The organism is Streptomyces sp. NBC_00464, from assembly GCF_036013915.1.
Taxonomy (GTDB): Bacteria; Actinomycetota; Actinomycetes; order Streptomycetales; family Streptomycetaceae; genus Streptomyces.
Genome location: NZ_CP107899.1, coordinates 1,859,263 through 1,882,526, shown reverse-complemented (window position 1 = coordinate 1,882,526; position 23,264 = coordinate 1,859,263). Strand labels below are relative to the sequence as shown.

The following is a 23,264-nucleotide window of genomic DNA, read 5'->3' as shown; positions in this document are numbered from 1 at the left end:
GCGGCGTGTGTCAGGCACGGGCCGTGCCTGAGTGCGCGGGGCGGGCCCGGTGGCCCGCCCCGCCGGTGGTCCGGATCAGGCGGTGGCCAGGCGCGCCTCGGCCGACTGCGTCCCCGGGAAGTCGAAGGTGAAGTGCTCCCGGACGTCCGAGCCGCACGCCTTCTTCGCCTGCTGTGTGCTGTTGGCGACGACGCGGACGATGGCGCAGTCCCCGTCCATGCTGGTGTCCTCGACCCACCCGGTCACCCGCACTGAGTTCTTCGTAGGGCAGGTGATCGTCCAGGAGGCCATGGCGCCGTCGATCTTCGGGGACCGAGTGGCGCCGCACCCGTCGGCGTTCGCCACGCCGGCCGCGCCGAGGGCCAGCCCACCGGCGAGCACGGCGGTGGAGAGGGCGGAGATGAGGGTCTTGCGGACAGCGGGCATGTGGAACTCCTTGAGCAGGGCTGAGGGGAATCGCGCCGGGACCGAACTGCGGATGTACGTCCCATGAGCGGCCGGACCGTTCTGGGACCGGCCGACCGCTCGGCGCACCACCAGACTGCCCCGGCGGCACAGGCAGGAAGAAGGGTTGCCTGGCGCCTGCGTAGGTGCATGGATGCAGCTCGGTGCGCACCGCCTCTGAACTGCTGTTATGTCGTCAGGCACGGAAGGTGCACCACGCTGTGCCGCCTTCGGGCGGCGCCGGTCACGGGGACGCGGGCCCGGACGGGCTCGCGGACTTCTGGTACGAGGGCGTGTCCTGGGGGTCGCTCTGGAACACCAGCAGAGCCAGCCAGGTGTCCGTGTCGACCCGGCCGGTCCGGGGCAGGCCGTGCCTCTGCTGGAAGAAGCTCACCTCGGCGGCGTTCGTCGGGGTGAACGTCCCCGTCACCTCCGTGCCGCCCAGATCCGTGTTGTCCAGCAGCTCCTGCGCGGCAAGGACCGCGAAACCGCGGCTTCCCAGCGTGAGCTCCTCGACCAGCGCCGGCCAGGTCTCCCCGCCCACCTTGCCGTCCGGGCGGAGGTGGTTCCGCCGCTGGAAGTCCACGACTGCCCGGTACGTCCGGTCTCCGAAGATCCCGTCCACCTCCAGCTCGTACTTCTCCTTCCTCAACAGGTTCTGCAGGGCGCGGCCACGCACGAACTGGTCCTCGTTCCGCTTCCTCTTCAGTACCGGCCATTCGAGCGGCGCTCCGGTCGAAGGGGGCGCGCCCGCCCGGCCCGTTCCGCTCGCCGTAACCGGCGGGTCGGACTTCCGCTGTTGCTGGGTGAGGGCCCCGGCGGCAAAGGCCACCGCCACCAGTGCCACCGTCACCACCATGGGCCACCGGGGGCGGAGACGGCCCGGGCCGCGACTTCTGTGCGAACCGGCCGCGCCGGCTGCTCCGACGGGGGCTTCGTCGCCGGCAGCGGATGTCTGCGGGCCCGAGGCGTCGGCGGACGGGCTGTCGACGCGGGCGGCGGCGCCGTTCACGATGCCGGCCGGACCGTTGCTCACGGCTCGTTGGCGGCTCTGCTCCTCCAGCGCCGCCCTGGACCACGCCCGTGCCTGCTCCAACTCCGCTTGCGGGGCCCGCAACTGCGCATGCAGTGCCTCGACCACCCGCTGCGGTGCGGTGGAAGGGTGATTACGGTTCAGATAGCGCGACAGAGTGGTCTGGTCGATGCCCAGGCGTGAGGCCAGCGCCTGTTGCGTCGGTCGCGCACCGCCGGTCGGCCCTCCGGCGGCCTCCCACCACTCACGGAGCAGTTCTGCCAGCAGTACGCCGGGAGACGCCTGCCGGCCGTCACGCTCCTGCTTCCTCGTCATGTCCGTGTTCCTCCAGGTCGTGATACGGACTGGCCGGACACCCGCGAACCTCGTGCCTGGTGGCATAACAGCAGGTCAGCGATGTACATAGCGGCATGCATCGATGCATCGGCCGACAGCAGAGCAGATCGTAGCGAGAACGGTGACATGTCCGGCATGCTGACTCCGCTGCCCACCGGGCGACTTGACGTCGTCCGAGTCGGGCAGGCCCAGAGCTCTGCGGCATGTGCCACCACGCGCGGCCGTGCGGCCCGGTTCTCCGCGACCAGGTATTCACCCGGACGGATGGCGGGCCACGCGGCAGCACGTACGGCCCCGGCACTCCCAGCTCCTCGTACCCGACTACCGGAAGGCCCTCAATGCCACTCTTCGCCCGAGCGGCGCTCACCGTCGTGAAGAACCACGCCACCGCCCTGCGCGGGACAGCCGTCCGTAACGTCGCACTGGCGGTGATCACCGGAACGCTGATCACCGGTCCGGCCGTGACACCCGCGCAGGCCGCCCCGCCGAGCGACTACCGCGTCAAAGGGGTCGACACGAGCCACTACAACCACCCCGGGAACAAGGTCATCGACTGGCAGCGGGTGCGACGAGCGGGCTATGCGTTCATGTACGCCAAAGCCACCGAGGGCACCACGCATCAGGACAGGTGGCTCGCCGCCGACCTGAAGAATGCCAAGGCTGCCAGCCTGTTCCGCGGCGCGTACCACTTCTACGGCACGACGGCCGGCAAGGACCAGGCCGAGAACTTCGTCGCGACGGTGCGGAGGGCCGGCTACACGGGGAAGGCGCCCGGCGAACTGCCGCCCGCCATCGATCTGGAGCTGAAGGCGGGCGGCGCCTGCCCGAGGAACTTCAGTACGGCTGAACTGCGCACCTTCCTGCGGGCCGTCGACGCCGAGATGAAGGTCAAGCCGGTCATCTACACCACGGAGCAGTTCGTCAAGGCCTGTATGAAGGGCGACGGTTCGTTGTTCGCGGACCACATGCTCTGGCAGCCCCGGTACCGGAGCAGTGCGTCGGAGCCCACGACCGTGCCGGGCGCCGGGTCCCGCTGGAAGATCTGGCAGCACAGCGAGACGGGAACCGTGCCCGGCATCGAATCGAATAACAGGACCGACCTCAACGTCTTTCGCGGCACCGTCGCCGAACTGGAGCGGCTCGCGCATACCTGAACGGGGACAGAGACTGCGAACCGCGCGGGGCGCCCCCGAAGGTCTGGCCGCGGGAGCGCCCCTGCGATCGCAACCTCTCCGAGCCGAGCCGAGCCGAGCCGAGCCGAGCCGAGCCGTGCTGTGCCGGGCCGGGCCGAGCCGACGGGACGGCCCGGCCCTGCCCTGCGGGTCAGGCCGGCCGCAGCCACACCGTCGCCAGCGGCGGGAGCGTCAGCGTGATGCTGGTGTCCCTGCCGTGCGCCGCCACCGCCTCCGGCTTCAGCGGCTCCTCGTTGCGTACGTCGCTCCCGCCGTACCGCAGCTCGTCCGTGTTCAGGACCTCCACCCAGGCCTCCGGCCCGTCCGGCACGCCGATGCGGTAGTCGCTGCGCACCACCGGGGAGAAATGGGAGACGGCGATCAGGGGGGATCCGGCCGCGTCGTACCGCACGAACGCGAAGGCGTTGTCCTCCGCGGCGCCGCCCTCGATCCAGCTGAAGCCCTCCGGGACGGTGTCGCGCTGCCAGAGCGCCGGCGTCGTCCCGTACACCGCGTTCAGATCGCTCACCAGCGTCCGTACGCCCCGGTGGTCGCTCTCCGCCGCGTACGACGGGTCGAGCAGCCACCAGTCCGGGCCGTGGCCCTCCGACCACTCCGCACCCTGCGCGAACTCCTGCCCCATGAAGAGGAGTTGCTTGCCGGGGTGGGCCCACATGAAGCCGAGATAGGCGCGGTGGTTGGCGCGCTGCTGCCACCAGTCGCCGGGCATCTTGCTGACGAGCGACCGCTTGCCGTGCACCACCTCGTCGTGCGAGATCGGCAGGACGTAGTTCTCGCTGTACGCGTACACCATCGAGAAAGTCATCTCGTTGTGGTGGTACTTGCGGTGTACCGGCTCCTTCGACACGTACTCCAGCGAGTCGTGCATCCAGCCCATGTTCCACTTCAGCCCGAAGCCGAGACCGCCGAATCCGCCGGGGCCCACATGATGGGTGGCGCGGGTGACGCCGTCCCAGGCGGTGGACTCCTCCGCGATCGTCACGACGCCGGGGTTGCGGCGGTAGACCGTCGCGTTCATCTCCTGGAGGAAGGCGACGGCGTCCGGGTTCTCCCGGCCGCCGTGCTCGTTCGGTGACCACTCCCCGTCCTCGCGCGAGTAGTCGAGGTAGAGCATCGAGGCGACCGCGTCGACCCGCAGCCCGTCGATGTGGAACTCCTCGCACCAGTACGTGGCGTTGGAGACCAGGAAGTTGCGGACCTCGGTGCGGCCGTAGTCGAATTCGAGCGTCCCCCAGTCCGGGTGTGCGGCCCGCTGCGGGTCCGAGTGCTCGTACAGCGCGCGGCCGTCGAACTCGGCGAGCGCCCAGTCGTCACGCGGAAAGTGCGCGGGCACCCAGTCGACGATGACGCCGATCCCGGCCCCGTGCAGCGCGTCGACCAGGAAGCGGAAGTCGTCCGGCGAGCCCATCCGGGACGTCGGGGCGTAGAAACCGGTGACCTGATAGCCCCAGGAGCCGCCGAAGGGGTGCTCGGAGACCGGCATCAGCTCCACGTGGGTGAAGCCCAGATCGCGTACGTACGCCGGGAGTTGCTCCGCGAGCTGCCGGTAGGTGAGACCCGGTCGCCAGGACGGCAGGTGCACCTCGTAGACCGAGAGCGGCGCCTCGTGGACGGGGACGTCCCCGCGGTGCGCCATCCACTCCTGGTCCTGCCAGACGTGGTGCGCGGCCGTCACGACCGAGGCGTTGGACGGCGGGACCTCGGCGTGGCGGGCCATCGGGTCGGCGCGCAGCGTGTGCGAGCCGTCCGGGCGGCAGATGTCGAACTTGTACAGCGCCCCCTCCCCGATCGCCGGCAGGAAGAGCTCCCACACTCCGGTGGAGCCGAGCGAACGCATCGGGAATCCGGTGCCGTCCCAGTAGTTGAAGTCCCCGGAGACACGGACCCCGCGGGCGTTGGGCGCCCACACCGTGAACCGGGTGCCGGTGACGCCCTGGTGCTCCATCACCCGGGCACCGAGCGCGGTCCACAGCTCCTCGTGCCGGCCCTCGCCGATCAGATGCAGATCGAGATCGCCCAGCGCGGGCAGGAAGCGGTACGGGTCGTGGATCTCGATCTCGTTGTCGTCGTACGCCACCAGGAGCCGGTAGTCGGGGACCGCGGGCATCGGCAGCAGTCCCGAGAAGAACCCGTCGCCGTCGTCGAGCAGCTGGGCGCGCAGCCCCTTGGCGAGCACGGTGACCGAGCGGGCGAACGGGCGCAGCACCCGGAAGGTGACCCCGCCGCGGATCTGGTGGGCGCCGAGCAGCTCGTGCGGGGCGTGGTGCTCACCCGACAGGAGGCGTGCCCGGTCCCCGTCGTCGAGCGCACCGGCGGGGCGGACGCCCTGACCGCCCGCGCGGCGGGGGCGCGGCGGCGCCGCCCGCTTCGCCCGCTTGGCCGGTGGGGGCGTCGCTGCCGCCTCGGTGGGCGGTGCGTCCGCCTCCACCGGTGCGAGGGTCCCGGTGGCCGGGCCGGCGGCGGCGTCCGCATGCTCGGCGGGCGCCGCGGAGAGAGGGGCGTCGAGGGTGGTCGGAGCGGGATCGGACGCTTTGCGGGACGGCTTGCGGGCGGTCACAGGGACAGCCTCCTCGGAGGGTGTGGGTGGGGTGGGGCGGGCAGCGGGCGGTCGTGCCGCTTCAGTCGGCGTCGGCCGCCAGACGGTGGATCGCGGCCATCGGGACGGGCAGCCAGTCGGGGCGGTGGCGGGCCTCGTACAACACCTCGTAGACCGCCTTGTCGGTCTCGTGGGCGCGCAGCAGCTCCGGCTCGTCGCGGGGGTCGGTGCCCGCCGCCTGCGCGTAGCCGTCGCAGTAGGCGGTCCGGCAGCGCGCCGCCCAGTCGGCGTTCCAGGGCCGGTGCGAGCGGGCCGCGTAGTCGAAGGAGCGGAGCATTCCGGCGATGTCGCGCACCGGCGGCTGCGGGCTGCGGCGCTCGGGGAGCGGGCGGGCCGGTTCGCCCTCGAAGTCGATCAGTGACCAGAAACCGTCGCTGCCGCGCAGCGTCTGGCCGAGGTGGAGGTCGCCGTGCACCCGCTGGGCGGCCCAGCCGTGGCCGCCGTGGCCCAGGGTCGTCACGGCGTCGAAGGCGGCGCGCAGTCCGGGGACGTACGGCACCAGTGCGGGCACCGCGTGGGCGGCTGCCTCAAGGCGCCGCACCATGGCGGCGGCCAGCTGGTCGGTCTGGGAGCGGTGCAGGGACGGTGTGGGCAGGGCCGCGGCGAGCGCGGTGTGCACCTCAGCGGTGGCCCGGCCCAGGGCGTGGGCCTCGGGCGTGAAGTCGTCGCCCGTCGCCAGTGCGCGCAGGGCGAGCTGCCAGCCGTCCTGGGCGCCACGCAGGTACGGCTGGAGCACGCCGAGCGTGAGCCGCTCCGGTGCGGCGGCCTCGAACCAGGCGACCGGCGCGGGGACGCGTCCGCACCCTTCACGGGCGAGCGCGAGCGGCAGTTCCAGATCGGGGTTGGTGCCGGGGAAGACCCGGCGGAAGATCTTGAGGATGTAGGAGTCGCCGTACACGAGCGAGGAGTTGGACTGCTCGGTGTCCAGCACCCGGGGGGTCAGCCCGTCGGGGATCGGCTCCGCGCCCCGGCCGAAGCGCAGGCCGCCGAGCCCGCCGGGCGTGCGCAGCCGCTCCAGCAGCAGGGAGGCGAGGCGCGGGTCGTACAGGCCGTCGTAGACGGTGCGGCCGGCCAGCGGTCCGTCCGTCACACGCCCGATGAGGGCGGGCGCCAGCCGCGGGGACAGGGTGGAGCGCACACCGAGCAGCAACTGGTAGCAGTCCGGGGGCGGCTGGGCCGGCATCGTGGGCTGATGGGCCTTCACCAGGAGGTGGAGGAGGCCCGGACCGGTTTCGGCCGCTCCGGAGTCGACCGGCAGTATTTCGGTCGCCGAGACGAGTGAGAAGGCGGTGATGGGCCGCCCCTTGCCCGCGAACCATCGCTGCCGGGGCAGCCATTCGTGCAGCAGCGGTCCGAGAGACGGGAGCAGGGCTGTGCTGTTCGCCAGGGTGACCTGAGCGGATGCAGCCTCCGACATGGCATCGCGTCCTTTCCCCGGGCACACCACAGGATGCGAAGAGTGTCCCGGATTGCGGCTTTGGCTGTCCGGCTGTGCGGGACGTGTCGGGTCAGGATGGTCCGTACGGACTCGACTCGGAGTGATCGAAACGCCAGGAAGATCCAAGAAGGCTACGGAAGTGCTCGATATGGGGGGAAGAGTGCCCCGTGCGGGGCGGCGGAAACCGCCCCGCACGGGCCGGCCGGTCTCAGCTCGGCGGCGCGTCCTTCCGCAGCCGGAACCAGTAGAAGCCGTGTCCCGCGAGAGTCAGCAGATAGGGCCACTGACCGATGGCGGGGAAGCGCACCCCGCCGATCAGCTCCACCGGATGACGCCCGTTGAAGGACCTCAGATCGAGCTCCGTCGGCTGCGCGAACCGAGAGAAGTTGTGCACGCACAGCACGAGGTCGTCCCCGTGCTCACGGGTGAAGGCGAGCACGGCGGGGTTGGAGGAGGGCAGTTCGTTGTACGAGCCGAGCCCGAACGCCGGGTTCTGCTTGCGGATCTCGATCATCCGGCGCGTCCAGTGCAGCAGCGACGACGGCGAGGCCATCGCCGCCTCGACGTTGGTGACCTGGTAGCCGTAGACCGGATCCATGATCGTGGGGAGATAGAGCCGCCCCGGATCGCTGGAGGAGAAGCCGGCGTTGCGGTCGGGCGTCCACTGCATCGGGGTGCGTACGGCATCCCGGTCGCCCAGCCAGATGTTGTCGCCCATCCCGATCTCGTCCCCGTAGTAGAGGATCGGGGAGCCCGGCAGGGAGAGCAGCAGGGCGGTGAACAGCTCGATCTGGTTGCGGTCGTTGTCCAGCAGGGGTGCGAGGCGGCGGCGGATGCCGATGTTGGCCCGCATCCGCGGATCCTTGGCGTACTCCGCGTACATGTAGTCGCGCTCTTCGTCCGTGACCATTTCGAGCGTCAGCTCGTCGTGGTTGCGCAGGAAGATGCCCCACTGGCAGCCCGCCGGGATCGCCGGCGTCTTGGCCAGGATTTCCGAGACCGGGTAGCGGCTCTCGCGCCGTACGGCCATGAAGATCCGCGGCATCACGGGGAAGTGGAACGCCATGTGGCACTCGTCGCCGCCTGCCTGGTAGTCGCCGAAGTAGTCGACGACGTCCTCGGGCCACTGGTTGGCCTCGGCGAGCAGCACGGTGTCCGGGTAGTTGGCGTCGATCTCCTTGCGGACCCGCTTGAGGAAGCCGTGGGTCTCCGGGAGGTTCTCGCAGTTGGTGCCCTCGCGCTGGTAGAGGTAGGGCACGGCGTCGACGCGGAAGCCGTCGATGCCGAGGTCCAGCCAGAAGCGCAGCGCGGAGATGATCTCCTCCTGCACCGCCGGGTTCTCGTAGTTGAGGTCGGGCTGGTGCGAGAAGAACCGGTGCCAGTAGTACTGCTTGCGCACCGGGTCGAAGGTCCAGTTGGACGTCTCGGTGTCGACGAAGATGATCCGGGCGTCCTGGAACTGCTTGTCGTCGTCGGCCCAGACGTAGTAGTCGCCGTACGGACCGTCCGGGTCCGTGCGGGACTGCTGGAACCAGTCGTGCTGGTCGCTGGTGTGATTCATGACGAAGTCGATGATCACGCGCATGCCGCGCTGGTGCGCGGCGTCGACGAACTCGACGAAGTCGGCGAGATCGCCGAACTCCGGCAGCACGGCGGTGTAGTCGGACACGTCGTAACCGCCGTCGCGCAGCGGCGACTTGAAGAACGGCGGCAGCCAGAGGCAGTCGACGCCCAGCCACTGGAGGTAGTCCAGTTTGGAGGTGATCCCCTTCAGATCTCCGATGCCGTCGCCGTTGGAGTCCTGGAAGGACCGGACGAGGACCTCGTAGAAGACAGCACGCTTGAACCAGTCGGGATCGCGGTCCTTGGCCGGGGTGTCCTCGAACGTGTCGTGGACGGGCTCATTGACGATCATGGTGTGGGTGACCCTCCGGTCGGCGGGGACGGTCGCAGGACCGCGATGTGCGCGGGCGTGACGCCCGGCTCCAGACGCACATAGAAGGTCCTGCCCCAGTGATAGGAATGGCCGGTGAGCTCGTCGCGCACCGGCACGCTCTCGTGCCGTTCGAGGCCGAGTTGCGGCATGTCCAACGAGACGGTCGCCTCCTGGGTGTGGTGCGGGTCGAGGTTGACGACCGTCAGAACGATGTTCGAACCGGAGCGCTTGCTGTACACGATCAGGGCGTCGTTGTCGGACGAGTGGAAGTGCACGTCACGCAGCTGCTGCAGCGCCGGGTGGCGGCGCCTGATCCGGTTGAGTGTGGTGATGAGCGGAGCCAGCGAACGGCCCTCGCGCTCGGCGGCTTCCCAGTCCCTGGGCCGGATCTCGTACTTCTCCGAGTCGAGGTACTCCTCACTGCCGTTGCGGACCGGGGTGTTCTCGCACAGCTCGTACCCGGCGTACACCCCCCAGGACGGGGAGAGAGTTGCCGCGAGCACCGCCCGTGCCTCGAAGGCGGGCCTGCCGCCCTCCTGGAGATGACCGGGAAGGATATCGGGGGTGTTCACGAAGAAATTGGGCCTCATGACGGAGGCCGATTCACCGGACAGCTCGGTCACGTACTCCGTGATTTCCTGCCGGGTGTTGCGCCAGGTGAAGTAGGTGTACGACTGCTGGAATCCGACGGCGGCGAGGGTGCGCATCATCGCGGGGCGGGTGAATGCCTCGGCCAGGAAGATCACGTCGGGGTCGGTGCGATTGATGTCGGAGATCACCTTTTCCCAGAAGATCACCGGCTTGGTGTGCGGATTGTCGACCCGGAAGATGCGTACGCCGTGATCCATCCAGAAACGCAGGATGCGTACGGTCTCCGTGACGATCCCCCGCAGATCCCTGTCGAAGGCGATCGGATAGATGTCCTGGTATTTCTTCGGCGGATTCTCCGCATAGGCGATGGTGCCGTCCGCCCGGTGGTGGAACCACTCGGGGTGCTTCTCCACCCACGGATGGTCGGGCGAGCACTGGAGAGCGAAGTCCAGCGCGATCTCCATGCGCAGGGTGCGGGCCGTCTCGACGAAGTGGTCGAAGTCGTCCAGGGTGCCGAGATCCGGGTGGACCGCGTCATGACCGCCCTCGGCGGAACCGATCGCCCACGGCACGCCCACGTCGTGCGCGGCGGGGGAGAGGGAGTTGTTGGGGCCCTTGCGATGGGTGGTGCCGATGGGGTGGATGGGCGGGAGGTAGACCACGTCGAACCCCATCGCGGCGACCGCGGGCAGGCGTTCGGCCGCTGTGCGGAAGGTGCCGCTGATGATCCGGGGCGGCTTCGGGGCGGCGGCCGGCTTGCCCGTACGGCTCTTGCGCGGCGCCTTGGCCGGTTCGACCCTGGCGCCCTCGGAGCGGGGGAACAGCTCGTACCAGGAGCCGAACAGTGCACGCCGGCGCTCCACGACGAGCGGGTGCGGACGCGACGCGGTGACCAGCTCGCGCAGGGGGTTACGCGCCAGCGCTGCGGCCGCCTCGGGGGCGAGGGCCGCGGCCAGCCGGGCGGCGGCCGGCCGGGACGTGTCGCGCAGGGCGTCGACCGCGGCCAGCACCGCCTCGCGTCCGTCCCGCTTCGGTACGCCCTCCGCGGCCCGCTCGTACAGCTCGGCACCCTCCGCCAGGACGAGCGCGGTGTCGATCCCCGCCGGGATCTTGATCTGCGCCGCGTGGCGCCAGGTGGTGACCGGGTCGCTCCAGGCCTCGACCGTGTAGGTCCAGCGGCCCTCCGCGTCCGGCGTCACCTCGGCGCCCCAGCGGTCGGTGCCCGGAGCGAGCTCGCGCATCGGCGTCCAGGGGCCGGGGCGCCCGCTCGGATCCCGCAGCACGACATCGGCCGCGACCGCGTCATGGCCCTCGCGGAAGACGGTCGCGGTGACCTGGAAGGTTTCACCGGCGACGGCCTTGGCGGGCCTTCTGCCGCAGTCGACGAGCGGCTGGACATCGAGGACGGGAATGCGACCGATCATGAAATCACCTGGGGACTGGAGCTCGGACTCGACAGGGCGCGAAGCGGGCGCGAAACGTTGGACGCGCGCGCCGCGATGGTGGGGTTCGGTCCTTTCTAGCTGCTCCGTCGACGACTGATGGGGTGTGGGCATGGCCGCTCCTGTCCGCGTTCACTCGAATGGCACTCGAATGGCTGAGGCGTGTGGTCCTGTGCACGGATGTGGACCGAATGCGTGTGTCGTCCGCAGCGATTGCATACGAACCGGGAGCGGATCGCCGGTGGACAGGGGATGAATCATGCGGGGGCGGTTACGGATCGCCTTCGGCTCTCATCCGAATGCAGTCGTTCCGGGTACCGGAGAAGCCTTCCCACGGATCTCGGTGGGCCAATCCGGCTGTTTGTTAACTACTCGGGCGTATCTGTGACGATCCGAATGCGCCGGGCTCCGCCGCGCGTGCGCGGGATTGCGCGGAGCCGGCGCACGCGGGGCAGCACGGGCGCCACAGGGCAGCTTTCCCTGTGGCGCGAAGGCCCACAAGGCCGCACGAGGTGAGGGAATCGGCCATAACGCCTGTGACGGATGTGTCCTGATCTGCGCGTGGTGCGGGACGGGCGTGAGCGGCGCCGGCGGCAGGGGCGGTCGGACCGTCCGGGGTCGCACCCCCGGAGCCGGCCGCGCGCCGTGGTTGCGGGATGCCGCCCACCACTACCGTCGAGGGTGACGGAGCGGCGCACACAGCGGTGCGTCCGCTCGGATTCGTACGTCCCCTGTAAAGGTGGAATACGTGAAGGCCATTCGTCGATTCACCGTGCGTCCCGTCCTCCCCGATCCCCTTCAACCGCTCAGCGACCTCGCGCGCAACCTGCGCTGGTCCTGGCACACCGAGACCCGTGAGCTCTTCCAGGCCGTCGATCCGGTGGCCGGCCGGACGGCGGAGTGCGACCCCGTGCGCCTGCTCGGCGCCGTGTCCGCCGGACGCCTCGCCGAGCTGGCCCGGGACGAGCAGTTCCTGCACCGTCTGGCCGAGGTGTCCGCAGATCTCCGGGAGTACCTGGACGGACCCAGGTGGTACCAGGAACAACGCGCCCAGGGCGACGGGCTCCCCGCCGCCATCGCCTACTTCTCGCCCGAGTTCGGGGTGACGGCGGCCCTGCCGCAGTACTCCGGCGGGCTCGGCATCCTTGCCGGAGACCATCTCAAGGCCGCCAGCGACCTGGGCGTACCCCTCGTCGGCGTCGGCCTGCTCTACCGCCACGGCTACTTCCGCCAGAGCCTCTCGCGCGACGGCTGGCAGCAGGAGCGCTATCCCGTCCTCGACCCGAACGAACTCCCGCTCACGCTCGTGCGGGAGGCCGACGGGACGCCCAGCCAGGTCGTCCTGGACCTCCCCGGCGGCCGCTCGCTGCACGCCCAGATCTGGCAGGCCCAGGTCGGCCGGGTGCCGCTCCTCATGCTCGACTCCGACGTCGAGGACAACGCCCCCGGCGAACGCGAGGTCACCGACCGGCTCTATGGCGGCGGCAGCGAACACCGGCTGCTCCAGGAGATACTGCTGGGCATCGGCGGGGTGCGCGCCGTGCGGACCTACTGCCGGCTCACCGGCCATCCGGACCCCGAGGTCTTCCACACCAACGAGGGGCACGCCGGCTTCCTCGGCCTCGAACGCATCCGGGAGCTCTCCGGAACCGGCCTCGACTTCGACTCCGCCGTGGAGTCCGTCCGCGCCGGCACCGTCTTCACCACCCACACACCGGTCCCGGCCGGCATCGACCGGTTCGACCGCGACCTGGTCGCCCGCCACTTCGGCGACGACGGCGAACTGCCCGGTGTCGCGGTCGACCGCATCCTGCACCTGGGCATGGAGACCTACGACGGCGGCGATCCGGGCGTCTTCAACATGGCGGTCATGGGGCTCCGCCTCGCCCAGCGCGCCAACGGCGTCTCCACCCTGCACGGCGCCGTCAGCCGGGAGATGTTCGCCGGCCTCTGGCCGGGCTTCGACGCCCCGGAGGTGCCGATCACCTCCGTGACCAACGGGGTCCACGCACCCACCTGGGTCGCGCCGGAGGTCTACCGGCTGCGCACCGAGTCCGGGGGCACCCCCGGCCGGTGGGACTCCGTCGCGCAGATCCCCGACCGGCAGCTCTGGGAACTGCGCCGCACCCTGCGCGAACAACTCGTGACCGAGGTGCGGGAGCGACTGCACGCCTCCTGGCTCACCCGCGGCGCCCAGGCCGCCGAACTCGGCTGGATCGACGGGGTGCTGGACCCCGGCGTGCTCACTATCGGCTTCGCCCGCCGGGTGCCCTCGTACAAACGCCTGACGCTGATGCTGCGCGACCGGGACCGGCTGCGGGGGCTGCTCCTGCACCCCGAGCGCCCGATCCAGATCGTGGTGGCGGGCAAGGCGCACCCGGCCGACGACAGCGGGAAGCGCCTGGTCCAGGAGCTGGTCCGGTTCGCCGACGATCCCCGGGTCCGCCACCGCATCGTCTTCCTGCCCGACTACGGCATGGCGATGGCCCAGAAGCTCTACCCGGGCTGCGATGTCTGGCTGAACAACCCGCTGCGCCCGCTGGAGGCCTGCGGTACGAGCGGGATGAAGGCGGCGCTCAACGGCTGCCTCAACCTCTCGGTCCTGGACGGCTGGTGGGACGAGTGGTTCGAGCCGGACTTCGGCTGGGCGATCCCCACGGCCGACGGTTCCGCGCTGGACGAGGACCGGCGCGACGACCTGGAGGCGGGCGCCCTCTACGAGCTGATCGAGGACCGCGTCGCGCCGCGCTTCTACGACCAGGGGGAGGAGGGGCTCCCCGGGCGCTGGATCGAGATGGTCCGCAGCACCCTGGGCACCCTGGGCCCCAAGGTCCTCGCCGACCGGATGGTCCGTGAGTACGTGGAGCGGCTGTACACCCCCGCAGCCCGGGCCCGCCGCTCCCTGGACGCCACCGCGGCCCGGGAGCTCGCCGGCTGGAAGGCCAGGGTCCGGGCGGCCTGGCCGCGGGTGGCCGTCGACCACGTGGAGGCGGTGACGCCCACCGGTTCCGGTGGCTCGGCCGAGCTCGGCTCCACGCTGGCGCTGCGGGTCCGGATCACCCTCGGGGTGCTGGACCCGGACGACGTGGAGGTGCAGGCGGTGGCCGGCCGGGTCGACTCGGCCGACGCGATCTCGGACGCCCAGGTCTTCCCGCTGAAACCGGCGGGCGGCCAGGACCTGGAGGGCCGCTGGCTGTACGAGGGCCCGCTCGCCCTCGACCGCACCGGCCCGTACGGCTACACCGTGCGGGTGCTGCCGGCCCACCGGCTGATGGCCACCGGAGCCGAACTGGGCCTGGTCGCACAGCCGACGGAGGCGACGGGCGAGGGTGCGGGTGTGCTGATGCGCTGACGTACCGCGTCGGCGAGGGCCCGGCACCCCTGGGTGGTTTCCAGGGGTGTCGGGCCCTTGTGCCGGGGGTGCGGGGCCTTCGCTTCCTGAACACAAGGTCTTGACGTGTTCATGGAATGCCTTTAGGTTCCTCACTCATTGCAGCGTTCACAGTTCGACTCAATGTTCATATCCATGAACTCCCGTTGTAGGGGGTCGAGTTGCGGACCTCCTCAGTACCGGAAGGCACCCCCACATGCGCACCGGAACCATCGGGCGCGGCCTCGGCCTCGCCACCGCCCTCGCGGCACTGCTCACCGGCCTCTTCATGGCCCCGGCCTCGGCCGGCAGACCCGCCCCGGATCAGGTGCCCGCAGCGGCGCGGGCCGCCGCACCCGCGGTCTTCACCCATCCCGGCGTGCTCGTCAGCCGCTCCCAACTCGACTTCGTACGCGCCAAGGTGCAGGCCGGCGCACAGCCCTGGAAGAGCGCGTACGACCAGATGATGGGGAGCAAGTACGCCTCGCTCACCCGGACGGCGAAGCCCCGCGCCGTCGTTGAGTGCGGCTCGTACTCCAACCCCAACTACGGTTGCACCGACGAGCGCGAGGACGCGATCGCCGCGTACACGCTCTCGCTGGCCTGGTACCTCACCCAGGACAGCCGCTACGCCGCCAAGGCGATCGAGATCATGGACGCCTGGTCGGCTGTGATCCAGGATCACACCAACAGCAACGCCCCCCTCCAGACCGGCTGGGCCGGCTCCTCCTGGCCCCGTGCCGCCGAGATCATCAAGTACACCTACAGCGGCTGGCCGAACGCGGGCCGGTTCGCCACCATGCTGCGCAACGTGTACCTGCCGAAGGTCATCAACGGCTCGAACAGCAACGGAAACTGGGAACTGAGCATGACCGAGGCCGCGATCGGCATTTCGGTCTTCCTGGAGGACCGCACCTCGTACGACAAGGCCGTCGCCAAGTTCCGTGGGCGCGTGCCCGCGTACATATACGTGACCGCGGACGGCGCCCTGCCGAAGACCGCGCCGGGCAGCGGACTGGATACCCGCGACAAGGTCATCAACTACTGGCAGGGCCAGTCGACCTTCATGGACGGTCTCTCCCAGGAGACCTGCCGCGATCTGACCCACACCGGATACGGCCTGTCCGCCATCTCGCACATCGCCGAGACCAGCCGGATCCAGGGGCAGGACCTCTACCCGGAGATCGCCGACCGGCTGCGCCACGCCCTCGGTCTGCACGCCAAGTACCAGCTGGGGGCGGCCGTTCCGTCGTCGCTGTGCGGGGGATCGCTCAAGGACAGCCTCGGGCCGGTCACCGAGGTCGGCTTCAACGCGCTGCACAACCGGATGGGCATCGCGATGACCAACACCCAGGCCCTCACCGAGCAGCAGCGGCCGGCCGGGTCCAACAACCTGTTCGTCGCCTGGGAGACCCTGACCCACGCGAACAACCCGGGCTGAGCACGCAGCCGCCCGGGAGGAGTGATCTCCTCCCGGGCGGGATACCGCGTCAGTTGCGGGTCATGCGGTGGTACCGGATCAGAAGGTCAGCTTGAAGCTGTTGATCTTCCCGGTGTCGCCCGAGTAGACGTCCTGGACCTTCAGCTTCCAGGTGCCGTTCGCCACCTCCGAGGAGGCGTTGACGGTGTACGTCGTCTGGACGTTGTCCGCCGAGTCGCTCGACGAGGAGTTCTTCAGGCGGTAGGCGGTGCCGTCCGGGGCGACGAGGTCGAGGACCAGGTCACCGCGGTAGGTGTGGGTGATGTCCACGCCGACCTTGAGGGTGCTGGGCGCGTTGCCGGTGCGGCCGGTGACGGCGACCGAGCTGGTGACAGCCGAACCGTAGTCCGGGATGGACACGGCGGTGGCGTTCTCGAAGACCGTGCCGCCGGGGTCGGTGCCGCCACCGGGGCGGGTACCGACGTTGATGCCGGCCCAGGCGTTGGCGACCGCGGTGTACTCGGCGCTGGTCGTGCCGTACAGCTCACCGGCCACGGCGAGTGTGCCCGTGCGGGCGGCCGCGTAGTTGGTCGTGGAGGTGAACTTCGTGGAGAGCGCCTTGAACCAGATCTGCTCCGCCTTGGCGCGGCCGATGCCGGTCACCGGCAGGCCGTCGGAGGTCGGGGAGTTGTAGGAGACGCCGTTGATGGTCTTGGCGCCGCTTCCCTCCGAGAGGAGGTAGAAGAAGTGGTTGGCCGGACCCGACGAGTAGTGCACGTCGACGTTGCCGATGCCCGAGTACCAGGCGTCCTTGGACGCGCCGTCCTTGCTCGGCTTGTCCTGGTAGCGCAGCGGGGTGCCGTCGCCGTTGATGTCGATCTTCTCGCCGATGAGGTAGTCGCCGACATCGGAGGAGTTGTTCGCGTAGAACTCGACCGCGGTGGCGAAGATGTCGCTGGTCGCCTCGTTGAGGCCACCGGACTCACCGCTGTAGACCAGGCCGGCGGTGTTGGAGGTGACACCGTGGCTCATCTCGTGGGCCGCGACGTCCAGTGAGGTCAGCGGCGAGGCGTTGCCGCTGCCGTCGCCGTACGTCATGCAGAAGCAGCTGTCGTCCCAGAAGGCGTTGACGTAGTTGTTGCCGTAGTGGACGCGGGAGTACGCGCCGACACCGTCGCCCCGGATGCCGGTCCGGCCGTGGACGTTCTTGTAGTAGTCCCAGGTCTCGGCCGCACCGTAGTGGGCGTCCGCCGCCGCGGTCTCCGCGTTCGAGGCGAGGCCGTTGCCCCAGACGTCGTCGGTGCCGGAGAAGAGGGTGCCCGTCCCGGACGTACCGTGGTTCAGGTTGTACGTCTTGTGGTTGCCACGGGCGGTGTCGGTCAGGTTGTACGACCCCGAGGTGCCGAGGGTGACCTGGCCGCTGTACTCCGTGTTGCCGACGCCGTTCTCGATGGCCTGCCACTCGTAGAGCTTCGCGCCGGAGGTGGCATCGGTGATGACGTGCAGGGCGTTCGGAGTGCCGTCCTCCTGCAGTCCGCCGACCACGGTCTCGTACGCGAGCTGCGGTGTGCCGGACGCCATCCAGACGACCTTGCGGGGAGCCTTGTCGGCCGCGGTCCTGGACGAGCCGTCCGCCTTGGCCAGGCCGAGAGCCTGCTTCTCGGCAGTCGCCGGGGCGACGTCCGCGGTCGTGTCGACGGCCTTGAGCTGCGCCGAGGTCGTCTTCGACGCCTTGGTGACGCTCTCGGTCGCGCCGGCCTTCGTCTCCTGGACGACCAGGTCGCCGCCGAGGACGGGGAGTCCGCCGAAGGTGCGCTCATAACGCGTGTGCGTGGTGCCGTCGTTGTCCTGGATGACGTCCCGGACGACGAGCTTCTCCTGCGAACCGAGGCCGAGCTGCTTTGCGGTGGCCGCGCTGCTCGCGGTGGCCTCGCGGATCAGCTCGGCGCGCTGTGAGGGCGAAAGCTGCTTGGCCAGCGCACCGGGATTGGGCTGTGAGGCCGAGGGGGCGGCCTGTGCGGCGCCGCCCGGTGTGGCGGTGGCTGTTCCGGTCTGGACTCCTACGGCGAGGAGGGCTGCTGCGGCTATCAGAGCGCCGGTCGCGGTGGTACGACGGCTGAGCGTGGATCTCACGCGGACTCCTTCTGCGAGGGGGGTACCGGCGGCAGGGGGAGCCGTCCGGACAGTGCAGGCAGTGAGCAGAACGGGGTGAAGAGTGTCAGCAGAGAGCGGCCTCTGTCAGGACCGCGTCAACAAGTTGGCCGGAATTCGTCCGTTGCCGCAATGGTCATGTTCGTTAAGCGGACGTTTCGCCGATCATTGCCGCGATGTTGCCCGGGGGTCCGGAGGCCTGAATGTGCAGAGGGCGTTGAGGTTCGGACCTTCGGTGGCGTGTTCGAAAAGACTGTGAAGAACCGGGAAGCGACCACCTGGCGAGACGGCCGGCAACTGTGGCTAGTTCCGCGCCGTCCGGCACTCGGTGTGGCGGTTCGTGCCCTGACGCGGCCGCTTCCCGGGCGGTCGTGCGTCCTGGACGGGTCCGCGGGGCGTCGGCGGGGGTGTGCCCCGCAAGTCCGCACGCCGCCGCTCGCGTTGCGGAGGGCCGGTTGGATTTGCCGAACTTTTGCCTCGTGTGGATAGGGGGGCGTGGGCAGATTTGACCCTCCGGAGATGTCCGGTTTTACGGAAGGTCATCCCTGTGGGGGGTGATTGCCCGGCGGCCTTTCGCTGTTGACTCGGCGGTCATTGAAGCGCTTCGATCATGACGGCTCACCGTCCGGTCCGGTGAACCAAGGCCCGGCAGTTGCCGGGTGACAACTCGACACAGGGGGGCTTCTGTGAGCGGGAAGACAGTGAGAACAGCGGCGGGAGCGGGGACGGTCGTCCGCCCCGCCTTGCCCGTCATCCGTGTCCGCGGCGTCATGGCGCAGGGAATCGGTCACGGACGCGCCGTCAGTAACGGCGCATCCTTCGGGCGTGCGGACGGCGGCGCCGTGATGCCGGTGAAGGCAGACTGCCGCAGCGGGGGAGAGGACGCCGGAGCTTCTGCCCATCAGGGCGGGAGCCCGACCCCCTTGCGCCGGTACACCACCGCGCAGTTCCCCACCGGGCCTGCGGCCTTCGGTCCGCCGGCGGGCTGACCGGCGCCTGAGCGCGCTCACGCCCCCGGCGTGGCCGTCACCGTCCGACAGGCCCCTTCGTGCTGCCGTTCGTCGTCCTTCGTGCCCACCCATCGGACCGTGCGCCGGGCTCCCCGCCCGCCTGTCCGGCTTGGCACGCCGCCGGAACTCTCCACCGCTGAACCGGTGTCACACGCACCGTGGCGGCTGCGCAGTCTGTCCAGTCAAACCCGCTTCCGGACCGAGGAGAATCCTTGAGGCTGAGACGCAGAGCACATCCATCCCTCGCGCTGACGGCAGCCGCGCTGGCGGTCATCGGCCTCATGCCGGCAGCGGCGCCGGCACTCGCCACGCAGCCGGTACCGAAACCTACTCCCGAACCGTCCGCTCGGTCCGCGCAGCCCGCGGGCGTCGCCGATCCGGGAAAGAAGCTCGGCACGGGCTGGAAGGCGTCCAAGGACCGGGCGGTGACCAGCGCGGCCGACAGCGACGGCCTGAAGATCCTCGTCGCGGACTCGTCGGACGCGTACGCGTGGAAGACCGTCGCCTCCCTGGCCGAGCCGACGATCTCGGCGGACACCTGGATCGGCAACCAGTGTGTGATGGACGCCAGTCACGCCGCCGTCGTGTACGCGCCCCGCACCTTCGTCAACAAGCCCGACCTGATGCAGGGCGGCGCGTTCGCAGCCGTCGTCAACACGGTCACCGGCCGGGTGGTGAAGCTGCCGTTCACCGCGTCGCTCGCCTACTTCGACCCGTCCTGCAACACGATCACGCACACGGCCGCGTTCACCGCCTTCCGCGACATGAACGACCCGGCCAGGACGAAGACCCGGGTGATGACGGTCGACACGGCCGGAAGGACGGCCGGTTCGGCGGTGACCAAGGGGGAGATCACCAGCGCGGTACCGGTCGAGGACGGTGCGATCGGCGCACGCGGACGCGATCTGGTCCACCTCGACGGGAAGGGCCGGCTGACGACCCTCACCAAGGCCGACAGCCCGCCGTTCGACATCCGGCCCACGGGCGCCGGACACGTCGCCTTCCTCGACCGACGGGGAGACTCCGCCGCACACGCCAAGCTGTGGCGCGGGCGCGGCGAGCCTGCCGTGATCGCCTCGGGCAGGCTCGGTGACGTGGACCTGCGCCAGGGCGCCGAGGGCCGGGTGTTCCTGACCGGCCGGCCCTCCGGCACCCGGCTCGATGGTTCGGGCGTCACGCTTCTGGACGCGCCCGCCGGGACGGAGGTCTCCACCCTGGGACGGCTCGCCGTCGACCCCGTAATCACCCCCGGCGTCCGACGCGGACTCGCGCGCGTCAAGGAAGCGGGCAAGGGCTTCGACAAGAGCGGCGCGCCGGCAGAGAGCGCGGTCGCCGCGCCCGACACCGTCGGCGGCGGCGAGCCGGCCACCGTGACCTCCACCGCCACCACCACGGGCGCGAGGATCACGCAGTCCCTGGGGCAGACCACGGCGGACAGTGGAGACACCTCGGTGTCCCCCTCGCTCACCGGCACCGCCGCTCCCGCCGCCCTCACCGCGGCCGACAGCAGGGCGAACGATCCGGTCGACACCGACCGCTGGTGCTCGGTGCCCCGCAACGACGTGAACGCCCAGGCACTGCAGCCCACACCGAACCAGGTCGAGTGGGCCGTCGATATGGCCGTACGCGGTGAACTGCGCTCGAACTGGATCACCCAGGGCGGCTGGCGCAGCCAGACCGGGCTGGGCACCATCGACCCGCAAGGGCTGTTCCCCCGCCCCACGCTGACGGGCGGCGGACGCATCCCGGCGAACGTGCTGCTCGGCGTGATGGCCCAGGAGTCGAACCTGTGGCAGGCCGAGCCGGGCGCGATCCCGGGCCAGATGGGCAGCCCGCTCGCCTCGTATGCCGGCTTCTACGGCCACAAGGGCGACGATCCGGCGGCCTACTGGAAGATCGACTGGGCGAACTCCGACTGCGGTTACGGCGTGGGCCAGGTGACCGACGGCATGCGGCTCGCGGCGTACGCGAAGGAGGACGAGACCTCGCTCCCCGTCTCCACCCAGCGCGCGGTCGCCCTGGACTACTCGGTCAACGTCGCCGCCTCCCTGTACATCCTGGCCGACAAGTGGAACGAACTGCACGAGTCGGCGCAGACGATCACCGTCAACAACGACTCCGCGTCCAGGCCCGAGAACTGGTTCGCCGCCCTGTGGAACTACAACCTCGGCTTCAACCCCCGCTCCGCCGAGTCGGAGAACGGCAACTGGGGCCTGGGCTGGTACAACAACCCCGCCAACCCCGTGTATCCGCCGTCCCGCTCGGCCTTCATGAACACCGACATCGACCCGAATGCCGCCCAGGACGCCGCGCATCCGCAGAACTGGCCGTACGAGGAGAAGGTGCTGGGCTGGGCCTCCTGGTCCATCGACGCCGGCTACTCCTACGCGACCTCCGGACGCCAGGACTGGGCCGGCGAGTCCGGCTTCTCCTCCGCCGGCTTCCAGCCCGCCTACTGGAACGGCACGACCGGCCTCTACAGCGAACCGGGCAGCGCCAAGTACAACCGGGCGCAGGCCACGCCGCCACTCGACACGTTCTGCAACTCCAAGAACAACTGCGACTCCGCCAACCCGCCCGACTGCCCCGACGCGGACTGCTACACGCAGTACTGGTGGCACGAGTCCAACGTCACCTGGAAGGGCGACTGCGCCACCACCTGCGGTGTCGAGAACATCAAGTACCAGACGCTGATCGCCGAACCGGGCCGTGGCTCCCGCCTCCAGCACGGCACCCCCGTCTGCGCCGGTGACACGGACAGCAGCCTGCCCGCGGGCGCGCTGATCGTGAACTCCGTACCCGACAACACGAACACGTACAGCACCTGTGGATCGACCGGCACCGACGACGGGAGTTTCGCGTTCACGTTCAACAGCGACGGTGCGGTCGGCCCCGGTCTCGGCCAGTACGAGGCGAAGGGTGACCTCTACCAGATAGGGGGTGGATACGACGGCCACTTCTGGTTCGCCCACACCCGCAACGCCGCCCACCTCGGCGGTGACAACGGAGTGATGTCCGTCAAGGGGACCTGGACCCTCGGCCAGAACCTGGACGGCTGGTCCCGGGTGCTCGTGCACGTGCCCGACACCGGCGCCCATACCCAGCAGGCCCACTACACCATCCGCGGCGTGGACGGCGGTGACCGCGAGCGTTACCTCAACACCCACTACGGCGAGAGCACCTGGGTCGAGCTCGGTGTCTACCACTTCACGGGAACGCCTCAGGTGGAGCTCACGAACACCACGGACGACGGCACCGCCGACGAGGACGTCGCGTACACCTCGATCGCCTTCAAGAAGCTGGCCGGCAAGCCTCAGGACATGGTCGTCGCGATGGGCGACTCCTACACCTCGGGCGAGGGCTCGGGAGACTACTACCACGTCAGCGACCGCGACCACGGGGAGGACAGCTGGAACGCGTGCCGACGGAGCCCGAACGCGTGGCCGCGCAAGGTGACCCTCCCCGACCAGTCGCAGACCGTCGGCGCACTCGCGGACAGCTACGACGCGAGTCTCGACTTCCAGTTCGTCGCCTGTTCCGGAGCCAAGGCATGGCAGGCGGGGTCGGGTACGCCGTACGACGACGACAACAACGAGCACTGGGGCTTCGACGGGAACTTCCACGAGAAGCTGCAGGTCGATTCGGGCGTGCTCAGCAAGGACACGACCCTGGTGATGCTGACCATCGGCGGCAACGACGCCCGGTTCGACGAGAAGATCCAGACCTGCGTCATCGACGGCTGTTCCTCCGAGGCGTCGATGCAGGCGGACATCGACGACGCCGTGACAGCGACGGCGGACCTGCTGACCGAGATCAGCGACGCGGCGTCGAACGCGACGATATCCCTGATGGGATACCCGCTGCTCTTCAGCCGCACGGAGGCCTGCTCGACGCTGGTGAGCGCCTCTCAGCGTGTCATCCTGAACAACATGGCCCAGTACTTCGAGGACAAGCAGAAGGAACTGGCGGCCTCCATGTCCGCCAAGGGCGTGCGCTACCGGTCCCCGCAGTCCGCGTTCGAGGGCAAGCGCATCTGCGACCCGACGGAGGGGATCAACGGAGTCGTGGCCGGACCGAACGGTGACGGCGACTTCCACCACGACGACGACGCCACGCCGTTGTGCTGGTGGTTCTGGGCCGACAGCTGCCTCAGCCGGGAGAGCTACCACCCGAACAAGGCCGGCACCGGCGCCTACGCGCAGGCGTTCATGACGCTGGGCCCCGCCGCGCTCAGACAAGAGGACCGGTGAACCGGTCCCGCTCCTCTGCCGGCACCCCGCCGCGGTCCTACCTCGGCGGGGTGC

Annotated in this window: 11 protein-coding genes; 4 read left to right on the top strand and 7 right to left on the bottom strand. The window is 69.9% G+C overall.

Going from position 1 to position 23,264, the window contains the following annotated elements:
* Positions 1-75: 75 nt before the first annotated feature.
* Together OG912_RS07980 and OG912_RS07975 are read right to left on the bottom strand one after the other, a co-directional pair.
* Positions 76-426 carry a hypothetical protein gene (locus OG912_RS07980; protein WP_327708767.1) on the bottom strand — a complete coding sequence of 117 codons (351 nt, stop codon included), beginning with the start codon at positions 424-426 and terminating at the stop codon, positions 76-78.
* Positions 427-688: 262 nt separating this feature from the next.
* Positions 689-1,792, bottom strand: a complete 1,104-nt coding sequence (locus OG912_RS07975; RefSeq protein ID WP_327708766.1) for a peptidoglycan-binding protein — start codon at positions 1,790-1,792, stop codon at positions 689-691.
* 359 nt (positions 1,793-2,151) lie between these two features.
* Between OG912_RS07975 and OG912_RS07970 the strand changes: the two genes are divergently transcribed.
* Entirely contained in the window at positions 2,152-2,967 is an 816-nt protein-coding gene (locus tag OG912_RS07970; RefSeq protein ID WP_327708765.1) for a glycoside hydrolase family 25 protein, read from the top strand.
* Positions 2,968-3,136: 169 nt separating this feature from the next.
* On the opposite strand, the gene glgB is transcribed toward OG912_RS07970, so the two are convergent.
* The 4 genes from glgB to OG912_RS07950 all read right to left on the bottom strand — a co-directional run bounded on the left by glgB (position 3,137) and on the right by OG912_RS07950 (position 10,991).
* On the bottom strand, positions 3,137-5,563 hold the full coding sequence (glgB, locus tag OG912_RS07965; RefSeq protein WP_327708764.1) for a 1,4-alpha-glucan branching enzyme: 2,427 nt from the start codon (positions 5,561-5,563) through the stop codon (positions 3,137-3,139).
* A 61-nt stretch (positions 5,564-5,624) separates the two neighbouring features.
* On the bottom strand, positions 5,625-7,019 hold the full coding sequence (locus OG912_RS07960) for a maltokinase N-terminal cap-like domain-containing protein (RefSeq protein ID WP_327708763.1): 1,395 nt from the start codon (positions 7,017-7,019) through the stop codon (positions 5,625-5,627).
* Positions 7,020-7,248: 229 nt separating this feature from the next.
* Positions 7,249-8,955: a maltose alpha-D-glucosyltransferase gene (gene treS / locus OG912_RS07955; protein ID WP_326738842.1), complete on the bottom strand. Its 1,707-nt coding sequence runs from the start codon at positions 8,953-8,955 to the stop codon at positions 7,249-7,251.
* Positions 8,952-10,991 carry an alpha-1,4-glucan--maltose-1-phosphate maltosyltransferase gene (locus OG912_RS07950; RefSeq protein WP_327708762.1) on the bottom strand — a complete coding sequence of 680 codons (2,040 nt, stop codon included), beginning with the start codon at positions 10,989-10,991 and terminating at the stop codon, positions 8,952-8,954. The genes treS and OG912_RS07950 overlap by 4 nt, the downstream gene beginning before the upstream one ends.
* Positions 10,992-11,757: 766 nt before the next feature.
* Here OG912_RS07950 and glgP point away from each other — a divergent pair.
* Positions 11,758-14,361, top strand: a complete 2,604-nt coding sequence (glgP, locus tag OG912_RS07945; protein WP_327708761.1) for an alpha-glucan family phosphorylase — start codon at positions 11,758-11,760, stop codon at positions 14,359-14,361.
* A gap of 235 nt (positions 14,362-14,596) precedes the next feature.
* Complete coding sequence (locus OG912_RS07940) at positions 14,597-15,820, top strand: alginate lyase family protein (protein ID WP_327708760.1); 1,224 nt, start codon at positions 14,597-14,599, stop codon at positions 15,818-15,820.
* A gap of 78 nt (positions 15,821-15,898) precedes the next feature.
* Here the strand turns inward: OG912_RS07940 and OG912_RS07935 are convergent, their stop codons facing one another.
* The gene (locus tag OG912_RS07935; protein ID WP_327708759.1) at positions 15,899-17,932 is read right to left on the bottom strand and encodes a M4 family metallopeptidase; all 2,034 of its coding nucleotides are present in this window, start codon (positions 17,930-17,932) and stop codon (positions 15,899-15,901) included.
* Positions 17,933-19,172: 1,240 nt separating this feature from the next.
* Between OG912_RS07935 and OG912_RS07930 the strand changes: the two genes are divergently transcribed.
* Positions 19,173-23,210, top strand: a complete 4,038-nt coding sequence (locus OG912_RS07930) for an SGNH/GDSL hydrolase family protein (protein WP_327708758.1) — start codon at positions 19,173-19,175, stop codon at positions 23,208-23,210.
* Positions 23,211-23,264 lie beyond the last annotated feature (54 nt).